We start from the raw sequence: 22,133 nt of genomic DNA on the forward strand, positions 1-22,133 counted from the left end.
CCTTTTCTTCTGCCTTGATCTAGTCTATGGAAAAGCTGTGAGATATATACTTATAGAGATGACAAGAAAGGGGAGAAGCACATGCTGCCTACTCATATACACATTGCCCATATGAAAACGAACTCAATGGGCACAGGATCGTCCATGACGTTTGGTTCGACGTTTGTTTGTAATCATTGCAGTACGATTAAAAGAAACAATGGCTTTGGGGAACAGAATGCTGATGGCGTGATCACGATCCTGCCGATTGAATCGATTGATGATCGTGATCAAATCGACGCCGTGAGTATCAATATTCGTCATCTATGATAATAGCAGTCGCTTTTCCTTCATCTTTTTGCAGCCTGATATAAAGCACACCGTCTTTAAAGGCTGCATTCATTTGGCCAAGAATCATTTCTGGGAGCCGAATTTTTTTTTCAAACGGACCATACTTCCCCTGCTTTTGGCGAAAATCCTGCTCATTAAAAAAGGAAAAACGCTGTCCTTTCACAACCAAATATTCGCCATATGATAACACTTGTACATCTTCCTTTCGGTAGCCAGGCAAATAAATTAAGTACTGAATTTCTGTCGCGGTTTCCACCATGTCGATTGGTGGGAACGACGCATCTGGGCCGCGCTGATCCTGCTGCGTGAACGTAAATGGAGATGGACCATTAGCCATAAAAGGAGATCTTTGCTCATCATCGAAGATCATTTTCCAAAAATCGTCCCCATGCATTTGCTGGGCAATATCCATCCACTGCTTCATTTTTTCGAAGTCCATGTGAAGACCTCCTGTTAACATACTTGATGGGTGCTTGCATATACCTATAAAAAGGAGGTTTATCTGTGGTTCAACCAACTCCGTATATCAATATTAATATTTTCATGTTAAAAATTAATTCCTTTGAAAATGCGTCGGCGGTGAATGTCGGACAAAATTTGTTAGCAGAGTGGCAAAACTCAGATAAAAAAAATCAGGGGTACGGACAAAATTTTGGAGATGCCAGCGGTTTTGTCGGGACAAAAAGCCATGTAGATGATCGAGATCAAGTGGACTCACCTGCCTCTTTTTCACCAACTGCTAAACCCATTCAAAGGAAGTGACGTGTGATGTTATTCTCACCCTCAGTCGTCAATGTCGGTGCTTTTAAAATCAATGCAATGGATCGGGGTGCATCACTGACGCTAGGTCCTTATCAGCAGATCGATTATTTTCTCTCGATGAAAATGAACCAAGGATTTGGAGAGGACAATGGAGATTGTTCACCGCTTGTCATTCCGATTTCAAGCGTGTTAGATCCAGATATGGTGGACTCAAATTCAGCCAAAAACAGCGTGATTTAAGCAAAAAAAAAGAGACCGGGAAACCCCGTGTCTCTTTTCTAATGTGTTTCATTTAGATGACTTTTTCGTCTTGCATAGGTGAAATAAACAACGACACCAATGGCCACCCAGATCAGGAAGGCTCTCCATGTCTCCCATTTCAGTGTAGCAGCCAATATCATACAAATGACCGCACTAATAATGGGAAGGTAAGGTACAAAGGGTACTTTAAAAGCTGTGTTCATATTCGGATGTTTTTTCCGTAGGACGATCACAGCGATAGAGATCACTGTAAAGGCTGCAAGTGTACCTATGCTGACTAAATTCGCTAGCGTAGATAAGTTGACGAATCCAACGATACATGCCGCAACAGCACCTGTGAGCCAAGTGTTAGCAACCGGTGTTTTCGATTTTGGATGAACGTTTGAAAAGATTTTCGGCATGAGTCCATCTCGGCTCATAGCAAAGGTTAAGCGAACTTGAGCATAAACAAGTGCAATTAACACTGTCGTAATCCCAATAATAGCACCTGCGGATATAATGCCCGCCACACTATTCAGGCCAACGACTTGAAGAGCAAATGCGACAGGGTCACTGACATTCAGCTTCGTATAGTGAACCATGCCTGTTAAGACGAATGAAACACCGATGTATAAAATCGTACAAACACCGAGCGCACCGATGATTCCGATTGGCATCGCCTTTTGAGGATTTTTGACTTCTTCAGACGCATTAGCGATTGCATCAAATCCAAGGTAAGCAAAAAAGACAGTCGCCGCTCCAGCAATCACGCCGTGGAAGCCCATTGGCATAAAAGGTGTCCAGTTTTCAGGTTTGACGTAAGCAAAGCCTGAAATGATAAAGAGAAGGACGATGGCAATTTTAATCAGCACAATGATGTTATTCAGCTTCGTGCTTTCCTTGACGCCTCTTGAGACGATAAAGGTGATAAGCAAAATAATGAGTGCGCCTGGAAGATTAAAGACGGCCCCATCAGCGGCTCCAGGTGCAGCTGATAAAGCCTTCGGTATGTGCAGACCGAATCCACTGAGCAGTGATTGGAAATAGGACGACCATCCGCTTGCTACAGCAGAGAGCGCAATGACATATTCAAGCATAAGATCCCAGCCCATTAAGAAGGCGAGAAATTCCCCAAGTGTAGCATAGGAATACGTATAGACGCTTCCTGATACAGGAATGGATGAGGAGAATTCAGCGTAGCAAAAAGCAGCAAGGGCGCATGCGATCGCAGCTAAAATAAAAGATATAATAATCGCGGGTCCCGCATCCTTTGCCGCAGCAACCCCCGTAATCACAAAGATACCAGTCCCGACCACGCAGCCAATGCCAAGCAAGATTAAATCAAACGTATTTAACGATCGGCTGAGCCGCTTCGTTTGACTTTCAAGCATGAGCTGGTCGAGAGACTTTTTTCGAAATAAAGAACTCATGTTGACCTCCTAATGGATAAATCTTTTCGTAAGACGAGTGTTAGTATATGCTGAAATGACAATTTAGTCAATTGGTTGAAGAACGCTTTAAACCACTAAAGTGTTAAACGCCACAATCGAATTTTTGCTAAAAAAGAGACATCCGCCAAGAGATGGAAGGCGGATGTGGTGATAGATAGTTTAGTTTATGTCTGTTCAGCAAATATTTTTTCATTATACAGCACACTTGGATGAGTTGGGTGATGGGCGGCGGAGGCAAGATGATGTGTTTTGGCTTTCTCCAAATCGCCGAGCTGATAATAACAATAGCAAAGCTGAAGGTGAGGATACCACGTTTTATAATGTGTGAGTGTGAAGGCTGCTTCGTTTTCAGGAGCCTTCAGCGCCTGCTCATACCAAAAGATTGCTGCCTGATGTTTATTTTGAATTTTTAGATGATCCCCGATTCGGCAACAAAATTCTGGCCGAGGCTGATCATATAAGAAAGAACGTAATAATGAGGATAAAGCCGCTTCCTCGAAACCTACCGCATAATAGCAGTCGGCTAAATATTGGCATGTGCGAATTTCATCCTCAATCCAGCACTGTTTTGTCGCTAAAAACTCATGATAAAAACGAATTGCTCTGACATGCTGCCTGTTATCTCTTAATTCATTGGCAAAATAAAAGAGATCACGGGGCGTCATGTCCTCTCCCCTTGCCAGCATGTCTTCATAAATTCGCAGGTTGCGCCCTGGTTCACCAGCGGTTGTTTTCTTACGCTTTTGATGTGTGACGGCTATATTGGCTGGTAAGATGTTTCCATACACCTGAAGAAACTCATGAACGGCCCCGTACCACTGAAAGTTCAAGGCACGCTTCACAAGGCGATTTCTTCTATATTTAAAATTCACCTGACCGTCTTCATCGAATCCTACATGATAAAACATCGAGACAGCATCCACAGAAGGATCGAGTGTCTCTTTGAGCTGAAGAAATTTTTGACGGTCTTCTTCAAGCAGAATATCATCTGCATCAAGCCATAAAATATACTCTTTCGTTGCACGTGAGAAAGCGAAATTGCGGGCTTTGGCAAAATGCTGAACCCATTCAAAATCAAGTACCTTGGCTGAAAAGGAGTGAGCAATCTCTTTCGTACGATCTGTTGAGCCTGTATCAACGATGATCATCTCATCGACAATGTCTTGGACAGAGGAAAGGCAGTCCGCTAACACCTCCTCTTCATTTTTCACGATCATACATAAGCTAATGGTTACCATCTTTAGATCACCTCTTCATAGTGTATCGAGCAGCAAAAGGAAACATTCTTTTCAGCTGCGGGTTTTTTAAAACTAGTTTTCTGCAACTGGCTGATTTAAAATAAAGGAAGAATCTATGTAAGGGCTGATAAAAATGAGTTTATTGAATGTTGAAGGATTATATAAAACCTATGGCGAGAAAACGCTGTTTGATCATATTTCTTTTCATATAGAACCAAAGGAACGCATCGGATTGATTGGACCAAACGGAACAGGAAAGTCAACGCTCCTAAAGGTCATTGCAGGACTTGAATCGTTTGAGGAAGGTGACATCACGAAGGCAGGGACACTTGATATCGAATTTCTTGAGCAGGACCCCGAAATGGACGGGGATGAAACGATTCTCGATTACATTTTTTCTGGAACAGCACCCATAATTCAAACGATGAAGGCATATGAACAGGCACTCGCCGATTTAGAGCATGATCCGCAAAATGAGGCAAAACAAGAGGCGCTCATGCGCATGCAAAATCGAATGGATCAGGAAGACGCATGGGATGCGAACCTATCAGCAAAAACGATTTTGACAAAGCTTGGCGTCAAAGATGTGAGCCGCTTTGTTCATGCTTTATCTGGCGGACAGAAAAAGCGTGTCGCGATTGCTAAAAATTTAATTCAGCCCGCAGGATTGCTGATTTTAGATGAGCCAACCAACCACCTCGATAATGCAACGATTGAATGGCTCGAAGGATATTTGAGTCAATACAGCGGTGCTGTCATTCTGGTGACGCATGATCGTTATTTCCTCAACCGGGTGGCCAATCGGATTTACGAATTGAATCAAGGACAGCTTTATACGTATAAAGGAAATTATGAAGTCTTTTTAGAAAAAAGAGCGGAACGAGAAGCAGAAGCTCAGGTAAAAGAAACGAAGCGTCAAAACTTGCTCAGACGCGAGCTTGCATGGCTGAGAAGAGGGGCAAAAGCAAGAACGACGAAGCAGAAAGCACGCATCGGCAGAGCCGAAGAGCTGATGGATCAAAAAGGGCCTGATGCGAAGGGAGAGCTGGATTTCGCCATCGGTTCCCATCGCCTAGGAAAACAAGTCATAGAGGCAGAAGACTTGTCGATTTCCTTTGCTGGCCAGAACCTTGTGGAGCGGTTTACAGACTTAGTCGTGCCGGGCGACCGGATTGGATTTATCGGACCGAATGGAGTCGGAAAAACGACGCTTCTCAACTGTCTTGCGGGTAAAATTGAACCGACTTCAGGACAATTGACAATTGGACAAACCGTTCGTATTGGCTATTACACGCAGGATCACAAGGAAATGGATGAAGAGCTGACGATCATTGAATACATCAAGGAAACAGCTGAGATCGTTAAGACATCTGATGGCGCCATAGTGACAGCAGAGCAAATGCTGGAACGGTTCCTATTCCCAAGATCCATGCAGCGGACGTTTATTCGCAAACTATCAGGGGGAGAACGCCGCAGACTGTATTTACTGAAAGTCTTAATGGAAGAACCGAATGTTCTCTTTCTAGATGAGCCGACGAACGATCTTGATACGGAGACACTTAGCATTTTAGAGGATTATTTAGAACAGTTTCCTGGCGTTGTCATGACCGTATCGCATGATCGTTATTTTTTAGACCGAGTGGTTCACCGTCTGCTTGTCTTTGAAGGAAATGGCCGCGTTTCACACTACCAAGGTGCTTACAGCGATTACATGGAGCAAGAAAAAGAAGCGAAGCGCACAGAGACAAAGCCTGCTGAGAAACAAGTAGAAGCGGCGCCTAAAAAGAGAAAAAAACTTTCTTACAAAGACCAGCTTGAATGGGATGGAATTGAAGACCGGATTCAGGCATTAGAGGAAAAACATCAGCAGCTTGAAGCAAGCATTGCAGAAGCAGGCAGTGATTTTGGGAAAATTCAAGAACTGATGGACGAACAAAAAGCCGTTGCTGAAGAACTAGAACAAGCAATGGACCGCTGGACAGAACTGTCGATCATGATTGAGGAAGTAGAGGGTTAATCTTAATATAATGATTGAAATAAAAAAACCTGCAGAACATTTTGCAGGTTTTTTTTTATTTTCATCAAGACACGAGAGAATCAAGAACCCAAACATTTACGTTTACGTTAAGGTTATAAAGGTGTATAATAAATCATGAATTGATGAGCAGGAGGCACTGGCAATGGAATGGATGAAAATTGATCGAGTGGCGAAAAGAAGCGGACTGACCAAACGGACGATTCGTTTCTATGAAGAGATTGGTTTATTATCAGCACCAAAGCGGACAGAGGGCGGTGTCAGGCTGTACTCAGAGGACGACATGGAAGAACTAGAAAAAGTAATGCAGGCAAAAGAGGTACTCGGCTTTTCTTTACAAGAGCTTCAATCGTTTATGGAAATAGGGAAGCAGTTAGAGCTGAATAAAGAAGGCTATTTGTTGTCGCTTGATCCGAAAGAACGATTAGAAAAACTGTTAGATATTGAGGCGCAGCTGACTGTGCAGCATCAATTGATTACAAAAAAGCTTGAAACGATTCAATCCTTTAAAAAGGATCTTGAAACGATGAAAGATAGAGCGGCTCATGCGATTGAGCAATTACAAAAATAAACACCTCAGTGTGTTTATTTTATTTTGTGAACATATGAAGGAAAGGTTCTGATGGAATGAAGGAAGAAGAAGTGTTAAAACAGCGTACAAGTCTGCTTAGGCAGCCGAAGGCCGTCTGGGCTGTTGCCTTTGCATGTGTGATTTCATTTATGGGGATAGGACTTGTGGACCCGATTTTGCCTGCCATTGCATCACAATTAGATGCATCTCCAAGTCAGGTCTCTCTTTTGTTTACGAGCTACTTACTTGTGACTGGTTTTGTGATGTTTTTTACCGGCTTTATCTCTAGTCGGATTGGTGCGAAATGGACGTTATTAATCGGACTTATTTTTATTATTGTCTTTTCTGCTTTAGGGGGTACCTCTTCAACGATTAATGAATTAATCGGCTTTAGAGGGGGATGGGGGATTGGGAATGCCTTATTCATTTCAACGGCTCTCTCTGTCATTGTCGGTGTGTCTGTTGGAGGAAGTGCGAAGGCCATTATTTTATACGAGGCTGCACTAGGTCTTGGGATTTCGGTTGGACCGCTGCTTGGCGGAGAGCTTGGGACGATCTCTTGGCGCGGTCCATTCTTTGGCGTTGCGGTGTTAATGCTTGTTGCTCTTTTAGCCATTACGTTTATGCTTCCACCGATGCAAAAACCTCAGAAAAAGGTGAAATTATTCGAGGCTGTCGGGGCGTTAAAATATAAAGGACTTTTAACGATGGCTTCTGCCGCTTTCTTATACAATTTTGGTTTCTTTGTGCTTTTAGCGTATTCGCCATTTGTGCTTCATCTGGATGAGCATGGTCTTGGTTATGTCTTTTTTGGATGGGGACTATTTTTAGCTGTGACTTCCGTCTTTTCAGCGCCGGTCATTCATCGCAAGCTTGGAACATTGACTTCTCTTGTGGTTCTGTTTGCTTCGTTTGCTGTGATTTTATTCGGTATTGGAATCTGGACTTCACATGTTGTAGTCGTCATCTGCGGAATTGTCATTGCTGGGGGTATTCTTGGTATGATCAATACTGTGCTCACGACCGCAGTGATGGGATCAGCACCGGTTGAGCGTTCCATTGCTTCATCCTCTTACAGTGCCGTGCGGTTTATTGGGGGCGCGATTGCTCCTTGGATTGCCGGCGTACTTGCTGAATCTTTTACTGCAAGCACCCCTTACTATGTTGGGGCGGCTGTCGTTCTGTTAGGCATGATCATCCTGCTAATTGGCCGGAAACATCTCATCAATATTCAAGCAGGTCATTAAATAGAAAAAGCCTTATATCTGCATGAGATATAAGGCTTTTTTGTGATTATAATACTTTGGTCGTCCAAGATTCGCAATTCCAAGTTTCAGTGGCTACATCTTGATAAAATTCAGGTTCGTGAGAGATCAATAAGACACTCCCTTTGTATTCTTTTAATGCACGTTTTAGTTCTTCTTTCGCATCGACATCCAAGTGATTGGTCGGCTCATCGAGAACAAGGAGGTTGGTTTCTTCATTGATCAGCTTACAAAGACGGACCTTTGCTTTTTCTCCACCGCTTAAAACAGACACGCGGCTTTCAATATGTTTTGTCGTTAATCCGCATTTAGCAAGAGCAGCTCTCACTTCATATTGCGTGTAAGAAGGGAAGGTGCCCCATACTTCTTCAATACAGGTGTTGCTGTTTTGCTCTTTTACTTCTTGCTCAAAGTAGCCAATATGAAGGAATTCTCCGCGTTCCACCTCACCAGAAATTGGTGAGATTTCTCCAAGGAGACTTCGCAGCAATGTCGTTTTTCCGATGCCGTTAGCGCCGTATAACGCAATTTTTTGCCCGCGTTCCATTTTCAGATTCAAAGGACGAGAGAGCGGTTCATCATAACCAATGACCAAATCTTTTGTTTCAAAAATCAATTTCCCAGAAGTCCGTGCCGCCTTAAAATTGAATTCAGGCTTTGGCTTTTCTGCTGCCAGTTCAATCATATCCATCTTATCTAGTTTCTTTTGACGGGACATCGCCATATTTCTTGTGCTGACACGTGCTTTGTTTCTTGCCACAAAATCCTTTAATTCAGCCACTTCCTGCTGCTGCCTTTTATAAGCTGCTTCAAGCTGCTGCTTTTTGACTTCGTACACTTGTTTAAATTGATCATAATCACCAACATAGCGTGTGAGCTCTTGATTTTCAACATGATAAATCAAGTTAATGACGCTGTTTAAAAACGGAATATCATGTGAAATGAGGATAAACGCATTTTCATATTCCTGTAAATAGCGCTTCAGCCACTCAATATGCTGCTCATCTAAATAGTTGGTCGGCTCATCGAGAAGGAGAATTTCTGGCTTCTCTAACAGCAATTTCGCAAGCAATACTTTTGTACGCTGTCCGCCGCTCAGCTCCGTCACATCACGGTCCAGCCCAAGATCTGTTAACCCAAGGCCTCTCGCAATTTCTTCGACCTTGGAATCAATGATATAGAAATCATTGTTTGTGAGCGCATCTTGAATAACGCCCACTTCCTCTAACAGCTTTTCCAGCTCATCAGGATCGGCTTCACCCATTTTGCCGTAAATGTCATTCATCGCTGCTTCCATTGAAAATAAATAGTGGAAAGCATCCTGAAGCACTTCGCGGATCGTTCTGCCCTTTTCTAGCACAGTGTGCTGATCCAGGTAGCCGACACGGACATTTTTTGCCCATTCAACTTTTCCTGCATCTGGCTCCAGCTTGCCAGTGATAATATTCATAAACGTTGACTTTCCTTCACCGTTGGCGCCAATTAAGCCGACATGCTCGCCTTTTAATAAACGGAAGGAGACTTCGTGGAAAATGGCTCTGTCGCCAAAGCCATGGCTTAAATCTTTAACAGATAATATCATTTTTTACACCTCAAATAGATTCAAAACGGCTAGTGCCTCTCATGATTATATCGAACTGTCCGGCTTGATAAAAGCATCAAAAGAAAAATTGCGTTTCAAAGCTGATTTTGAGATACTAAAGGATAGATTGAATGAGGATAAAGGAGATCGACATGATAGAAAATTGGGCATTTTTGAAAGAAGCAAAGCCATTTATTCAAGAGAACTTCCAAGCGGCTGGCTTCGAAAAACCAACAGCTATACAAGAAAAAACAGCAGAATGGATTACGGAGAAGCGTGATGTGATCGCAGAATCGCCTACGGGAACGGGGAAGACACTGGCGTATATGTTGCCGCTTTTAAATAAAATTGATGTGAATATCAAGCACCCGCAAGTCTTAATCTTGGCACCATCAAGAGAGCTTGTGATGCAAATTTTTGATGTTGTGCAAGAGTTTAAACAAGGATCAGACATCAAAGCGGTCTCCTTGATTGGTGGAGCGAACATTAAAAAGCAGCAGGAAAAACTAAAAAAACACCCGAATATCGTCGTAGCGACACCAGGCCGCGTCCAAGAATTAATCAAAATCAAGAAACTGAAAATGCACGAAGTCAAAACGATCGTGCTAGATGAAGCAGATCAGCTTCTTGTGCCAGAGCATATGAAAACGATCCAAGCGATCATTAAATCCACACTAAAAGAAAGACAAATCCTTTGTTTTTCTGCGACCTTAAAAGACGAAACGGTTCAACTGATTAAAGAAATGACGTCTGAACCAGAAGTATTGAAAATTGCTAGAAGTGAGGAAGAAGCGCAGAAAGTAGGACACTATTATCTATTATGTGACCAGCGTGACAAAGTAAAACTTCTGCAAAAGCTATCACGGCTTGAGGACATGCATGCGCTCGTTTTTGTGCGTGATATTACGAATCTAAGCATTTATGCAGAGAAATTAGCGTATCACCATGTCGACCTCGGTGTTCTTCATAGTGAAGCGAAAAAAGCAGAGCGAGCTATCATCTTAAAGGAATTTGAACAACGTGAATTCCCGCTTCTTCTTGCAACAGATATCGCAGCAAGAGGGATCGATATTGACGATCTGCCTTACGTGATCCATGCCGACCTGCCAAACGAAGAAGGCTATATCCACCGTTCAGGCAGAACCGGCCGCGCAGGAAAAGAAGGAGCTGTTATCAGCCTAGTCACACCTCAAGAGCATTCAATGCTTAAAAAAATGGCGAAAAAGCTAAATCTTTCGCTTCAGGAAATTGTTTATAAGCAAGGTCAGCTGCACCTTGCGCCCAAGCAAGCATAAAAAAAGGACCCTCCCACATGGAGGGTCCTTTCTTTTTATGAAATTTTGACAAGCTGTTTTCCGACATTTTCCCCTTTGAATAGTCCGAGGAATGCATCAGGAATGTTGTCAAAGCCTTCAATGATTGTTTCTTTATAAGTCAGTTTATCTTCTTTTACCCATTGTGCGAGATCTCTTGCTGCTTCTTCAAAACGATCTGAATAGTTGGCAACAATGAAGCCTTGCATCAATGCGCTTGTTTTAATGAGTTTTGTTTGAACACGCGGTCCAATGTCCTCGCTTGCGCTAATGTTATAAGACGAAATCGCGCCGCACACTGGAATACGTGCGAAGCGGTTCAAATGATTCATCACGGCATCAGATATTTCGCCGCCTACATTGTCAAAATACACATCGACGCCGTTAGGGCACGCCTTTGCAATAGCATCATCTAAGTCTTTTGTTGTTTTATAATTAATTGTTTCATCAAAGCCCAGCTCTTTTAAATAAGCCAGCTTATCATCAGATCCAGCAATCCCAACGACGTGAGCGCCTTTGATCTTAGCAATTTGTCCCACGACGGAACCAACAGCACCTGCGGCCCCAGAAATGACAACGGTCTCGCCTTCTTTTGGCTGGCCAATTGCAAGAAGACCGAAATAAGCGGTTTGCCCTGGCATGCCTAAAATGCCTAAATAATAGGACAATGGCGCGATAGATGGATCAATTTTAGTGAGAGATTCAGCTTTGGCTGTGGAATATTCTTGCCAGCCAAGGAATCCGAGAACAAAATCACCTTTTTCAAATTGAGGCGATTTAGACTCGACAACTTCTCCGACAACACCGCCCTGAATCACTTCATTTAGCTTGAATGGAGGTGTATAGGATTTTGTATCCTGCATTCGTCCTCTCATATAAGGATCTACAGAAACATATTTCGTTTGAATCAAAACTTCACCATCTTGCGGCACAGGTATATCGACTGTTTCAAAATGAAAAACATCTTTTGTAGGTAATCCTTGTGGACGTTTGGCTAATTGAATTTGCTTTTGCTGACTCATGTCAAATCCTCCCTTTCACTTGCAGCCTAGATTTACATTAACATGATGCTTCTTTTCATTCAAAACATACGGTCTATTTCAAACACATACAAAAAAGCAGCCGCCATCTCATAGATGAGGACTACTTTTTTGAAAGTCAACAGAGAGGAGCGGCGGCAGACAGCCAAACAGCTGATACACGTCCGCATCACGTTCTTTTAACAAATATTCGTTCGCATTTTGCATGGAGGCTTTCATCATATCGCGCGTCACAAAAGGAAAAAGGATATTCAAGTATGAGGACAACAGGTCTTGTGGATCTTGTTCAATCGACTCGATATCTCCAATGTTAATAATGATGGAAAAGAGATAATCAATGGAGATGCGAAAGTGCTGTTCAGCAAACAATGTAAGCGGCTCTGCTTTTGCTTCTTCAGGATTCCACTTTTGAAAAAGCTGTTTCACCAAATCACTGACAACCCAAGCATTAAACTGCTGCTCCGCTGAAAAGTAATACATCAGCTCTACCTCATTTCTAGCCTCCAGTACAAGAATTGTACAACAAAACAGCAGGGATGAACACAATATTTCAGAAAATTTAGTCATTTTTACAGGGTTTTTGTCAAAAATAAGTCAATAGGCATGGTTAGTACTCAATGTAAAATGGATGTGCTCAAGGAAGGTTTAATGATAAAAGTGACGGGTAAAAGATTCGTAAGACGCTAAAGGAGGAATAAAAAATGAAACCTGTTGTAAGAGAGTATTCAAATGATGAAACACTTCAAAGAGATGTAGAGCAATTAAAATCACTCGGTGTTGCAAGAGAGGACATTTATGTTCTGTCCCATGACGATGATCGTACAGAGCGTATTGCTGGGAATGCAGATGCCAATACGATAGGTCCAAGAGAAGTTGGACTGAAACATGCTGTTGGGAACATCTTTAGTAAAAAGGGTGATGAGCTCCGAAATAAAATCCATGAAATTGGTTTCTCTAAAGAAGAAGCTGAGAAATTTGAAGAACATTTAGATGAAGGAAAAGTCCTTCTGTTTGTGACAGACCATGAAAAAGTGAAAACTTGGGCATAAACGCCAACTGAGAAAAAGCCTCTTACTTTTGTAAGGGGCTTTTTTTCATGCCATCATCTTTGAAGGAGAGGTTGCATCTTTTTTACTATATTTAGAAAAAATAGCAGATTGGAATAAACAGTAAAACATCTAATTGAAAATGCAGATATACCAAAGAAAAAGATAGGAAATAAGAAAAGAATAGTAAAAATTTCACAAAAAACCATTCGGGAAATAATCATTGTATCTTTCGGTTTTGTTTCAAAATGTAATAAAAATCTTGTGTAATTTAGTAGATAAATTTCTTAGTTCTATTGGTTTATGTTGTATTTTTGTGTAGAAATAAGTGTTTTGAGGTCAAAAAACCACGAAAAATACCTGTATTTTCAATTAGAAAATTCATTTTAATGTTTAGGAAATAATTTGTTGACAAAATAATCTAAAAACAATATATTTGGCTTATTCCAGTCATTATGGAAGTAGTTGTTAAAATTCTGAAGGGTTTATTCAAGGCTTATTCTAGTGAAAGGTGGTGTCATAAAACCAAGGTATAAGTGCTTTTAAGAGAAAAAGCTTACTCGGAATATGTCTACTAACACATAAGAAAACGGTCTTTTACTTGAAGAAAATATGGCGGCCGATCTAAACAGTAGATTGACCTTTCTACTATGATCACTTTGCAAGAGATATAGAAAAGACGTTATGTTTTTGTACAGAAGAGAAAGCGGTTTCAAAAAAGGTTGTGAGTTGATCGAACGGTGAAGGAGGTGAACTCATATGAAAAAAAGAGAAAACAAGCTGATGCGCTTCAGCTTTCAAATGGCTGCATATGAGGATGCATGCTGAAAAAGAAGAGTGAACATGTGGGATGCTTCTCTTCTTTTTCAGAAAACAGATTTCCTAAAAAATCCATCTTTTATTTTAACATAAGGTTTTTGGCTTGGAAATGACCTTTGCCCGAAAAGTCGATTTTAAATAGAAGGAGGTCCTGTGATGAAAAAGGCTTTATACCATGAAGACAGTGGGTTGTATCTAGAAAAAATGCGTATGGCATTTCAAGAACATTATGAGAAAAGAACAGATATGTGGTCTACTGATCCATCCTTAACAGATGCAGCCGTGATGTCATTAAAAGCTTGGCGTTCAAGGGAAAAAAATGCACTTGCTTCTGTGCTCGATATCGGATGCGGGAACGGCCGGGCACTTGAACATTTAAGCGGACTTTCCGAATATGTCGGCATCGACCTGTATGAGCATGAGGAGTGGGGAGGGTTACAGAAAAGAGAAACGGTCCCTGTCTATTTTTTTCATCAAGATTTTATGTCCTGGTCGATGGATCAGGGACGGGAAAAGCAGTTTGATTTAATTTTAGATCATGGCTGCTTTCATCACCAGCACCCTGATGATCATGAGCGTTATTTAAAACAGGTGTCCTCTTTGCTTCAAGAAGGCGGAGTCTTCTCACTTGTTGTATGGGGAGAAGAGTGGAGAACAGGGTTAATCGGAGAAGATGGCCGCTTCCACTTTTCATTTTCAGACTCTCAGCTTGGAGAAAGAATTTGTTCATCAGGTCTGGAGCTTGTATCGATTACACCATTAAAAGCAAAAGCCGGCATAAGCCAGCACCATGTCATTGCCGTCAAAATCTAGTACAAAGGTGAACACTCAGACGTAGCAGAGGTGTTCATTCTAAGAAAGAGCCTACGCGCATCATGTAAGAGAAAGGCGTGAACCCAAAAGTCTGCTCTTTTGTACTGGAAAAGACCTAGATTGAACTATCGCTAGAATAGGTGGAATCAAGGTCTGAACGATGAGAGGAAACGCATATCCATGTTCTTTTAAGCCAGGAGTGCGGACACATATTCATCACCATCACTGCGCTTCCTGAGTCGATTTGGGTGCAGCGATGAATAGGGGGGAGACAAATGAATAAGTTTGTAGATGAATTACAATCAATGATTCATCATTTTACCTTTCAAGAAAAAAACTATTTGCTCGTGGGGCCAGTGAACCTGCCAATCTCCATTCAACATGAAGAAGTGTCATTTAAGTGGTATGCCTTCGCACCTGTTGAAGGGGAGACAAAACCAACGATCGAATCTATTGTCCAAATGAGTACCGCGCAGCAAACCTTTTCCTCTTGTCTCTTATTTGGCGACTTTGAAAATGAAATGCCGCCGCTTGTGCGAATTCATAGTGTCTGCCAAACAGGGGATGTGTTTGGGTCACTGAAATGTGACTGCGGTCCACAGCTTGCGTTATCGCTGAAAAAAATCACCGATTACGGAAAAGGCATGCTTGTCTATATGGCCAATCAAGAAGGGCGGTCAATTGGGCTGATGGCGAAAGCATTGACGTATAAATTACAGGAAATGCAGCTGGATACGTTTGAAGCCAACCGCCTGATTGGATGCGGCGATGATGACCGGCATTACGAGGAGGCAGCGGCTGTTCTGCACTATTTAAACAAAGGGAAACCAATGCATCTCCTAACGAATAATCCAGATAAAGTCGATTCCATTGCTGCCTACGGTCTTCCTGTTTTGCGGTTTGATCATACGGTCGAAGCCTCTCTCTATAATGAAGCCTATTTAAAAGCAAAAGCAGCCTCAGGGCATATGGTCGATGAGAAAAAATTAATTAATCAGTAGATGAGTTTACTTTAAAGAAGGCGGGAGAAAAGCGTGAAACCTGAAATCAATTGGATTCAAATCCCAAGCGGCTATGCAACAATCGGAAGTAATGAAGAAGATATGAAAAAGGCATCAGAATTCTGGAAGGACAAGCTTCTCAATCCAACTTACGGCCGTGAGAAAAAATTTCAAAAATGGCTGTACAAAGAATTTCCATCCTATCAGCCGTATATCAATGAATTTTTCATTTCAGATACGGTCGTCACCAATGAATGGTATCAAAGTTATTGTGATGAAACAGGCCAGTCGTACCCTGAGAGCTTAACGAATCAAGAACTTGGCGGCGGGAAAGATCATCCGGCTTGGGGCATGGAGATCGAGGAAGCCTTCTCATTCTGCCAGTGGCTGAGCGGGAAACTCGGGATAGACGTGTCGCTTCCTACGGAAGAAGAATGGGAATATGCTGCCCGGGGTAACACGAGAAATCAATATCCTTGGGGAGATGAGTTCGACCCGTCTTACTGTAATACGTACGAATCAAATATTGAAAAAACGACGCCTGTCCGCCATTACGAAAAGGGAAGATCCTTATTCGGACTTTATGATATGGGGGGCAACGTCGAGGAATGGGTCAACAGCAAATATCATGTGTACGAAGGCGGCATTGAGGTTGTAGATGATTTAACGGAAACGCTTGGCAGTGATTACTACATTTTAAAAGGAGGCTCCTTTGCAAGAGGCGGAGATTTATGCAGAGTTGCCAGAAGACACGGGAAGCATCCAGACCCTGTTTTTCGATTTACTGGCTTTCGTGTAATGACTCGTCAAAAACAACATATAAAGGTGGGAGTGTAAAATTATGCATAGAGGACCAATTACATCTGTTATATCAACTCAGCAGGACCAAATTGTTTACACTGGCGGCTATGACCGCTGTATTTATCAGTGGAACCGGGCGACAGGAGAAGGAACGTTTATTGGAAGTCATGAGCATATCATTAACTCTTTATCTCTTTCTGAAAACGGAAAGTACTTAGCCAGTGCTTCGTCAGACTACACCATTCAATTGTATGATACAGGCACACATACTCGAATTCGCACCTTGTTTGGTCATGCGGATGATGTAGAAGCCGTTGCTTTTGCGAAGCAGGATACCTTGCTTGTCTCGGTGTCCAGAGATAGAAGATGCTTAGTCTGGGATATCGAAACAGGAGCCATTCTAAGAGAATTTCATGGACATAGCAAAGATGTATTAGCTGTATGGATACATGGCGATAAAGCTTATACAACAGGTGATGACGGCTACGTTCTTGTATGGCTGTATGATACAGGAGAAATTGTAGGGGAAATCGGTCCGTTTGATTATGAGCTGGACACAATCAGCGGCAGCAATCAAAAAGAAGTGTTCGCACTGGGCAGAGACGATGGCACCGTCATTATTTATGATGCGGTGACGTTACAGGAGAAAAAAATCATTAAAGCTCATTTACAGGGCGTCAAGCGGGTGAACTTTTCTCCAAGCGGCAATTACTTGCTGACAGCAGGCTATGACCATTTAATTAAGCTGTGGAATTACGAAACAGGGGATTTAGTCGATACGCTGTTGCCTCATAAATATCAGTGGGAGCGCTCGCTTGTCTGGACAGAAGATGAGAAATCTATCCTAGGAGCCAGCTTTGGAAAAACGTATTGTGAATGGTCTATTGAAAAGGGGAAAGTTGTATCAGATGAGGTCGAAATGGCGACACCATCTATTAATGATATTGCACTGACTGAGGCAGGAGATATTATCACAGCATCAGATGACGGAAAATTCAGAAAGAATGGGATTGAAATCACTAAATCGACAGGCGTTTTAACAAATGGAGTGGCTGTCGCTAGAGATGGAAGCTATTATGCGTGGGGAGATCATGCAAGTCAGGTGCATATTGTTCATGAATCATTACAGCAAATGGTTTCGTTTGATCTCAATACAGGACCGGTCAACAGTGTGTATTTCCACGAGGAGGACAGGCAATTTTATATTGGAACTTACGGCGGTTATGTACATGTCATTTCGACAGAGCATTTAAAGGAAGTTGGCCGTTCCAAAGCACATGATTGTGCTGTGAAAGCATTAAAAGTAGAAGGGGATCATATCATCACAGCTGCGGTAGAAGGCACCATCTGTCTTTTAGATAAGAAGAGCTTGTCTTTAAAAGCCAAATATATCGGGGCGACAGAGCTGTTAAATGACGTATTCATTGATAGCAAAAGAGACCGTATTGCCATTGTCAGCCGTGACAAGAATGTGAGATTGTTTGATTTGCATACAGGAAGAATTTTAGACCAGCATAATGAACACCAGTATTCGATTAAATCGGTCTCTGTCACAGACTCTGGCTATATTGTGAGCGGAGATTATTGGGGCTATATCGTAGTGTGGAATCCAGAGCTAGGGGTCAATACCGGCCCAATTAGAATTGCTAAGAATGGGATAAGTGCCATTAGACAATTAGGCAATGATGTATACGCAAGCTCGTATGATGGTGGGATTTATCATATTCGAGAAGATGGCACGTATACCGAAGTACTGCGCTTATTTGAACAATTTCCAAAAGAAGTAATCTCTCATTAAGAAAAAGAATGTAAGCGGGGGATTCTCATGATAAGTGTTTGCAAGGAACATATGAAAAAAGGCCTAACTGTACTCAATTGTCCGCATGTGCTCCTCATTAATAAATATGAATGTCGCAAATGCTGTTTTTGTAAACAACGAGCATCATATAAACTTTTTTATTCCTTGCCTTACTATGATCGTTCTGAAAAGAAACGGATGGAAAAAATATGAGAATAGAACTCCTTCATTTCCTGAAGGAGTTCTTTCCCTTGAAAGAGAAGAAAGGAGACTCACATGAAAGACGATGTGTTTTATATGAAACTGGCGATTGCCAACGCAAAAGCAATGAAAGGGCAAACCTCCCCAAACCCACTTGTCGGTGCCGTCATTGTACAGCAAGGTGAAATTGTTGGAATGGGTGCTCACATGAAGGCGGGTGAACCTCATGCTGAAATTCATGCGCTGCAAATGGCAGGAGAAAAGGCAGAAGGAGCTCATCTGTATGTCACGCTTGAACCTTGTTCGCATCATGGGAAAACGGGTCCTTGCACTGAAGCGATTATCAAAAGTGGTGTGAAACGAGTAGTCATTGCGATGCAAGATCCGAATCCGCTTGTAGCAGGCAAGGGAATGACCATGTTGAAACAAGCTGGAATCGAAGTAGAAGAAGGAATATGTAAACAGGAGGCAGAGCGCTTAAACGTGCCTTTTTTTCATTTCATTCAATCAGACCTTCCTTATGTCATATTAAAATCAGCGATTTCAATAGATGGGAAAATTGCAACGGCTGATCAAGAAAGCAAATGGATCACTGGAACAGAAGCGAGAACAGAAGTGCAGCAATTGCGCCAAGAAGCAGATGCTGTGATAACTGGTGTCGAAACGATTATTCAAGATGATGCAGGTCTTATTGTGAAAGATTCAATCATGACCCAGCCCATTCGTGTCATTTTAGATTCCACATTAAGGATTCCGCTTCATGCGAAATGTTTAACAGATCGTATGGCGGAAACCATTATTTGCACCTCGCATATGTATGATCAGAAAAAGTATGAACAGCTTATAGACAAAGGGCATCAAATTTATGTCACAAGCGGAGAGCGGCGGACGGATATTCACGAAGTGTTACGCATGCTGAAGGAACGTTCTGTCATGTCAGTTCTTGTTGAAGCAGGAGGGAATGTGAGTGCTTCCTTTTTAGAAGCATCACTTGTCAATGAAGCTGTCATTTATATGGCACCTTTATTAATCGGAGGCAAGAGTGCGCCTACTTTTTTTGAAGGAGATGGGGTAAAAAAACTAAAAGAGGCGATTCGTCCAGCAGATGTTAAATATAGTATGGTAGGAAAAGATATCAAAATAACAATGAAATTTCAATAAATAGAAGACCTTGTGCATCGAGCGCGAGGTCTTTTCAATATTTTTAATAAAAATAAAAATGTACATACACCTTTCCAAGGAACGATGAATACGATGGATGGGGGTGATTCCATGAGAAGATGTAGACAATGCGGAAAGACATATCCAACTCATTCGACAGACCACTACCAAAAAGGAAGCTGGTATGATGCGTATAAGGATGATGGCTGGGAATGTGATAGTTGTAAGAAAGGAAGATCAGGTAAGCCAGGAAAATCAGTGAAAAATCCTTGCTGCGGAAAAGATCCTTGTGTTTGTGTGATTCAAGGTCCGCCAGGCGGGAGAGGAAGAAGAGGCCCAGCAGGTCCGGCGGGTGCAGTAGGTCCAGCGGGTCCAGCGGGTCCACCAGGAGCGACTGGAGCCACGGGTGTAGGCTTAACGGGCATCGTAGCATTTGATCCAGCGGTAGCCCCAACCTATCCAGTAGGTCAAGTCGTGACATTCGATGGGAGTACGTATGTGGTGAATTCAGCGCCGCCATTAGGGACGCCAGGTTCGTCACCAGATTATACCTTGTTAGCAGCAGCTGGTGAAACCGGAGCAACCGGCGCTACCGGTGCAACAGGAACCGGAGCAACCGGAGCCACGGGAGATACCGGAGCGACCGGAGTAACCGGCGCCACGGGAGATACCGGCGCTACCGGTGCAACAGGAACCGGAGCAACCGGAGCCACGGGAGATACCGGAGCGACCGGAGTAACCGGCGCCACGGGGGATACCGGCGCTACCGGTGCAACAGGAACCGGAGCAACCGGTGCCACGGGAGATACCGGAGCGACCGGAGTAACCGGCGCCACGGGAGATACCGGCGCTACCGGTGCAACAGGAACCGGAGCAACCGGAGCCACGGGAGATACCGGAGCGACCGGAGTAACAGGAGCCACGGGAGATACCGGAGCGACCGGTGCAACAGGAACCGGAGCAACCGGTGCCACAGGAGATACCGGAGCAACCGGTGCCACAGGAGATACCGGAGCAACCGGTGCCACAGGAGATACCGGAGCAACCGGTGCCACAGGAGATACCGGAGCGACCGGAGTAACCGGCGCCACGGGAGATACCGGAGTAACCGGCGCCACGGGAGATACCGGAGCAACCGGAGCCACGGGAGATACCGGAGATACCGGAGCTACCGGCGCCACGGGAGATACCGGAGCAACTGGCGTCACAGGAGATACCGGTGCCAAAGGAAATACCGGAGCGACTGGTGTTACAGGAGATACCGGAGCGACCGGAGTAACTGGTGCTACAGGAGTAACCGGAGCCACGGGAGATACCGGAGCAACTGGCGTCACAGGAGATACCGGTGCCAAAGGAAATACCGGAGCGACTGGTGTTACAGGAGATACCGGAGCGACCGGAGTAACTGGTGCTACAGGAGTAACCGGAGCCACGGGAGATACCGGAGCAACTGGCGTCACAGGAGATACCGGTGCCACAGGAGATACCGGTGCCACAGGAGATACCGGCGCCACCGGAGTAACAGGAGATACCGGAGCGACCGGAGTAACAGGAGCTACAGGAGATACCGGAGCGACCGGAGTAACTGGTGCTACAGGAGTAACAGGAGCTACAGGAGATACCGGAGCGACCGGAGCAACAGGAGATACAGGAGCAACCGGAGTAACGGGTGATACAGGAGCAACCGGAGTAACGGGTGATACAGGTGCGACCGGAGTAACCGGAGCGACTGGTGCAACAGGAGATACAGGTGCGACCGGAGCAACCGGAGATACAGGAGCAACCGGAGTAACGGGTGATACAGGTGCGACCGGAGTAACCGGAGATACAGGAGCAACCGGAGTAACTGGTGCAACAGGAGATACAGGAGCCACGGGAGTAACCGGAGCGACCGGAGCAACAGGAGATACAGGAGCAACCGGAGCAACCGGAGCAACTGGTGCAACCGGAGATACAGGAGCCACGGGAGCAACCGGAGCAACAGGAACAGGAGCCACCGGCGCCACAGGTCCAACAGGTGTGACAGGATCGAGTGCAATTATTCCATTTGCATCTGGTACGCCAGCTGTTTTAACCACAATCGCAGGCGGTCTTGTTGGAACATCTAGCTTGGTCGGATTTGGTAACTCAGCGACAGGTGTCAGTATTGTAGGCGGAATCATTGATTTAACCGGGGCAGCAGGAACATTACTAAACATGGCGTTTTCAGTGCCGAGAGATGGAACCATTACGTCATTTGCTGGCTATTTTAGTACGACAGCCGCGCTTTCTTTAGTTGGCACGAGTATTACTGTAACAGCTAGTCTGTTTGCTTCACCGACACCAGATAACAGTTTCACGCAAGTAGCGAGCGTCACATTGGCTCCAGCGTTAACCGGTATTTTAACGATAGGTGCTATTTCAAACGGCATTGCTACTGGTTTGAACGTACCAGTCACACCAGAAACAAGATTGCTCGTTGTCTTCTCTGCAACAGCTACAGGTCTATCATTAGTGAATACCGTTGCAGGCTATGCGAGTGCTGGTTTATCAATCACGTAATGAACACATTGGGATGACTCAATCATGAGTCGTCCTTTTTTGTATTGAATGAATTTTCTCTTAACTTAGTGAGAAAAAGTGATATGATTTTCTTAGAGTCTATTCGGGTGAATCTACATAAATTA

20 protein-coding genes are annotated in these 22,133 nt (G+C 43.6%); 14 read left to right on the top strand and 6 right to left on the bottom strand.

All coding sequences use genetic code 11. The features are described 5' to 3' along the window. Positions 1-81: 81 nt before the first annotated feature. On the top strand, positions 82-309 hold the full coding sequence (locus MHI16_RS03925; protein WP_058015468.1) for a hypothetical protein: 228 nt from the start codon (positions 82-84) through the stop codon (positions 307-309). On the opposite strand, the gene MHI16_RS03930 is transcribed toward MHI16_RS03925, so the two are convergent. After that, a complete protein-coding gene (locus MHI16_RS03930; protein ID WP_058015467.1) occupies positions 290-769 on the bottom strand; it encodes an Hsp20/alpha crystallin family protein in 480 nt (159 codons plus the stop codon). The genes MHI16_RS03925 and MHI16_RS03930 overlap by 20 nt on opposite strands. A gap of 65 nt (positions 770-834) precedes the next feature. Here MHI16_RS03930 and MHI16_RS03935 point away from each other — a divergent pair, with 65 nt between their 5' ends. Together MHI16_RS03935 and MHI16_RS03940 are read left to right on the top strand one after the other, a co-directional pair. Then, a complete protein-coding gene (locus MHI16_RS03935; RefSeq protein WP_012009223.1) occupies positions 835-1,092 on the top strand; it encodes a hypothetical protein in 258 nt (85 codons plus the stop codon). Between the two features lie 6 nt (positions 1,093-1,098). Then, entirely contained in the window at positions 1,099-1,332 is a 234-nt protein-coding gene (locus MHI16_RS03940) for a hypothetical protein (RefSeq protein ID WP_058015466.1), read from the top strand. Between the two features lie 38 nt (positions 1,333-1,370). Here MHI16_RS03940 and MHI16_RS03945 read toward each other — a convergent pair whose 3' ends face one another. Together MHI16_RS03945 and MHI16_RS03950 are read right to left on the bottom strand one after the other, a co-directional pair. Then, the gene (locus MHI16_RS03945; RefSeq protein WP_058015465.1) at positions 1,371-2,762 is read right to left on the bottom strand and encodes an amino acid permease; all 1,392 of its coding nucleotides are present in this window, start codon (positions 2,760-2,762) and stop codon (positions 1,371-1,373) included. Between the two features lie 185 nt (positions 2,763-2,947). Next, positions 2,948-4,021 carry a glycosyltransferase family 2 protein gene (locus MHI16_RS03950; RefSeq protein WP_268467406.1) on the bottom strand — a complete coding sequence of 358 codons (1,074 nt, stop codon included), beginning with the start codon at positions 4,019-4,021 and terminating at the stop codon, positions 2,948-2,950. A gap of 133 nt (positions 4,022-4,154) precedes the next feature. Between MHI16_RS03950 and MHI16_RS03955 the strand changes: the two genes are divergently transcribed. The 3 genes from MHI16_RS03955 (at position 4,155) to MHI16_RS03965 (ending at position 7,874) form a co-directional block, all read left to right on the top strand. Then, positions 4,155-6,038, top strand: a complete 1,884-nt coding sequence (locus tag MHI16_RS03955) for an ABC-F family ATP-binding cassette domain-containing protein (RefSeq protein ID WP_342498099.1) — start codon at positions 4,155-4,157, stop codon at positions 6,036-6,038. Between the two features lie 163 nt (positions 6,039-6,201). Then, on the top strand, positions 6,202-6,627 hold the full coding sequence (locus tag MHI16_RS03960) for a MerR family transcriptional regulator (RefSeq protein ID WP_058015462.1): 426 nt from the start codon (positions 6,202-6,204) through the stop codon (positions 6,625-6,627). Between the two features lie 56 nt (positions 6,628-6,683). After that, positions 6,684-7,874, top strand: a complete 1,191-nt coding sequence (locus MHI16_RS03965; protein ID WP_058015461.1) for an MFS transporter — start codon at positions 6,684-6,686, stop codon at positions 7,872-7,874. A 46-nt stretch (positions 7,875-7,920) separates the two neighbouring features. On the opposite strand, the gene MHI16_RS03970 is transcribed toward MHI16_RS03965, so the two are convergent. Next, positions 7,921-9,474, bottom strand: a complete 1,554-nt coding sequence (locus MHI16_RS03970; RefSeq protein WP_061407071.1) for an ABC-F family ATP-binding cassette domain-containing protein — start codon at positions 9,472-9,474, stop codon at positions 7,921-7,923. A gap of 152 nt (positions 9,475-9,626) precedes the next feature. Here MHI16_RS03970 and MHI16_RS03975 point away from each other — a divergent pair, with 152 nt between their 5' ends. Next, a complete protein-coding gene (locus tag MHI16_RS03975; protein ID WP_058015460.1) occupies positions 9,627-10,769 on the top strand; it encodes a DEAD/DEAH box helicase in 1,143 nt (380 codons plus the stop codon). A 35-nt stretch (positions 10,770-10,804) separates the two neighbouring features. Here MHI16_RS03975 and MHI16_RS03980 read toward each other — a convergent pair whose 3' ends face one another. Together MHI16_RS03980 and MHI16_RS03985 are read right to left on the bottom strand one after the other, a co-directional pair. Then, positions 10,805-11,809 (bottom strand): NADP-dependent oxidoreductase, encoded by a 1,005-nt coding sequence (locus MHI16_RS03980; protein WP_058015459.1) that lies wholly within the window; start codon positions 11,807-11,809, stop codon positions 10,805-10,807. A gap of 108 nt (positions 11,810-11,917) precedes the next feature. Further along, a complete protein-coding gene (locus MHI16_RS03985) occupies positions 11,918-12,307 on the bottom strand; it encodes a YfmB family protein (protein WP_058015458.1) in 390 nt (129 codons plus the stop codon). 221 nt (positions 12,308-12,528) lie between these two features. Between MHI16_RS03985 and MHI16_RS03990 the strand changes: the two genes are divergently transcribed. The 7 genes from MHI16_RS03990 to MHI16_RS04020 all read left to right on the top strand — a co-directional run bounded on the left by MHI16_RS03990 (position 12,529) and on the right by MHI16_RS04020 (position 22,008). Next, positions 12,529-12,876 carry a general stress protein gene (locus MHI16_RS03990; RefSeq protein WP_058015457.1) on the top strand — a complete coding sequence of 116 codons (348 nt, stop codon included), beginning with the start codon at positions 12,529-12,531 and terminating at the stop codon, positions 12,874-12,876. A gap of 972 nt (positions 12,877-13,848) precedes the next feature. Further along, positions 13,849-14,505 (top strand): methyltransferase domain-containing protein, encoded by a 657-nt coding sequence (locus MHI16_RS03995; protein ID WP_058015456.1) that lies wholly within the window; start codon positions 13,849-13,851, stop codon positions 14,503-14,505. A 275-nt stretch (positions 14,506-14,780) separates the two neighbouring features. After that, positions 14,781-15,506, top strand: a complete 726-nt coding sequence (locus tag MHI16_RS04000) for a GTP cyclohydrolase II (RefSeq protein ID WP_058015455.1) — start codon at positions 14,781-14,783, stop codon at positions 15,504-15,506. A gap of 33 nt (positions 15,507-15,539) precedes the next feature. Further along, positions 15,540-16,343 (top strand): SUMF1/EgtB/PvdO family nonheme iron enzyme, encoded by an 804-nt coding sequence (locus MHI16_RS04005; RefSeq protein ID WP_061407074.1) that lies wholly within the window; start codon positions 15,540-15,542, stop codon positions 16,341-16,343. A 4-nt stretch (positions 16,344-16,347) separates the two neighbouring features. Further along, positions 16,348-18,105, top strand: a complete 1,758-nt coding sequence (locus tag MHI16_RS04010) for a WD40 repeat domain-containing protein (RefSeq protein ID WP_061407076.1) — start codon at positions 16,348-16,350, stop codon at positions 18,103-18,105. Positions 18,106-18,381: 276 nt separating this feature from the next. Continuing rightward, on the top strand, positions 18,382-19,467 hold the full coding sequence (gene ribD, locus MHI16_RS04015; protein ID WP_268467398.1) for a bifunctional diaminohydroxyphosphoribosylaminopyrimidine deaminase/5-amino-6-(5-phosphoribosylamino)uracil reductase RibD: 1,086 nt from the start codon (positions 18,382-18,384) through the stop codon (positions 19,465-19,467). Positions 19,468-19,578: 111 nt separating this feature from the next. Beyond that, positions 19,579-22,008 carry an exosporium glycoprotein BclB-related protein gene (locus tag MHI16_RS04020; protein ID WP_342498100.1) on the top strand — a complete coding sequence of 810 codons (2,430 nt, stop codon included), beginning with the start codon at positions 19,579-19,581 and terminating at the stop codon, positions 22,006-22,008. Positions 22,009-22,133 lie beyond the last annotated feature (125 nt).

It is taken from the genome of Bacillus sp. FSL K6-0923, from assembly GCF_038630825.1.
Taxonomy (GTDB): Bacteria; Bacillota; Bacilli; order Bacillales; family Bacillaceae; genus Bacillus; species Bacillus pumilus.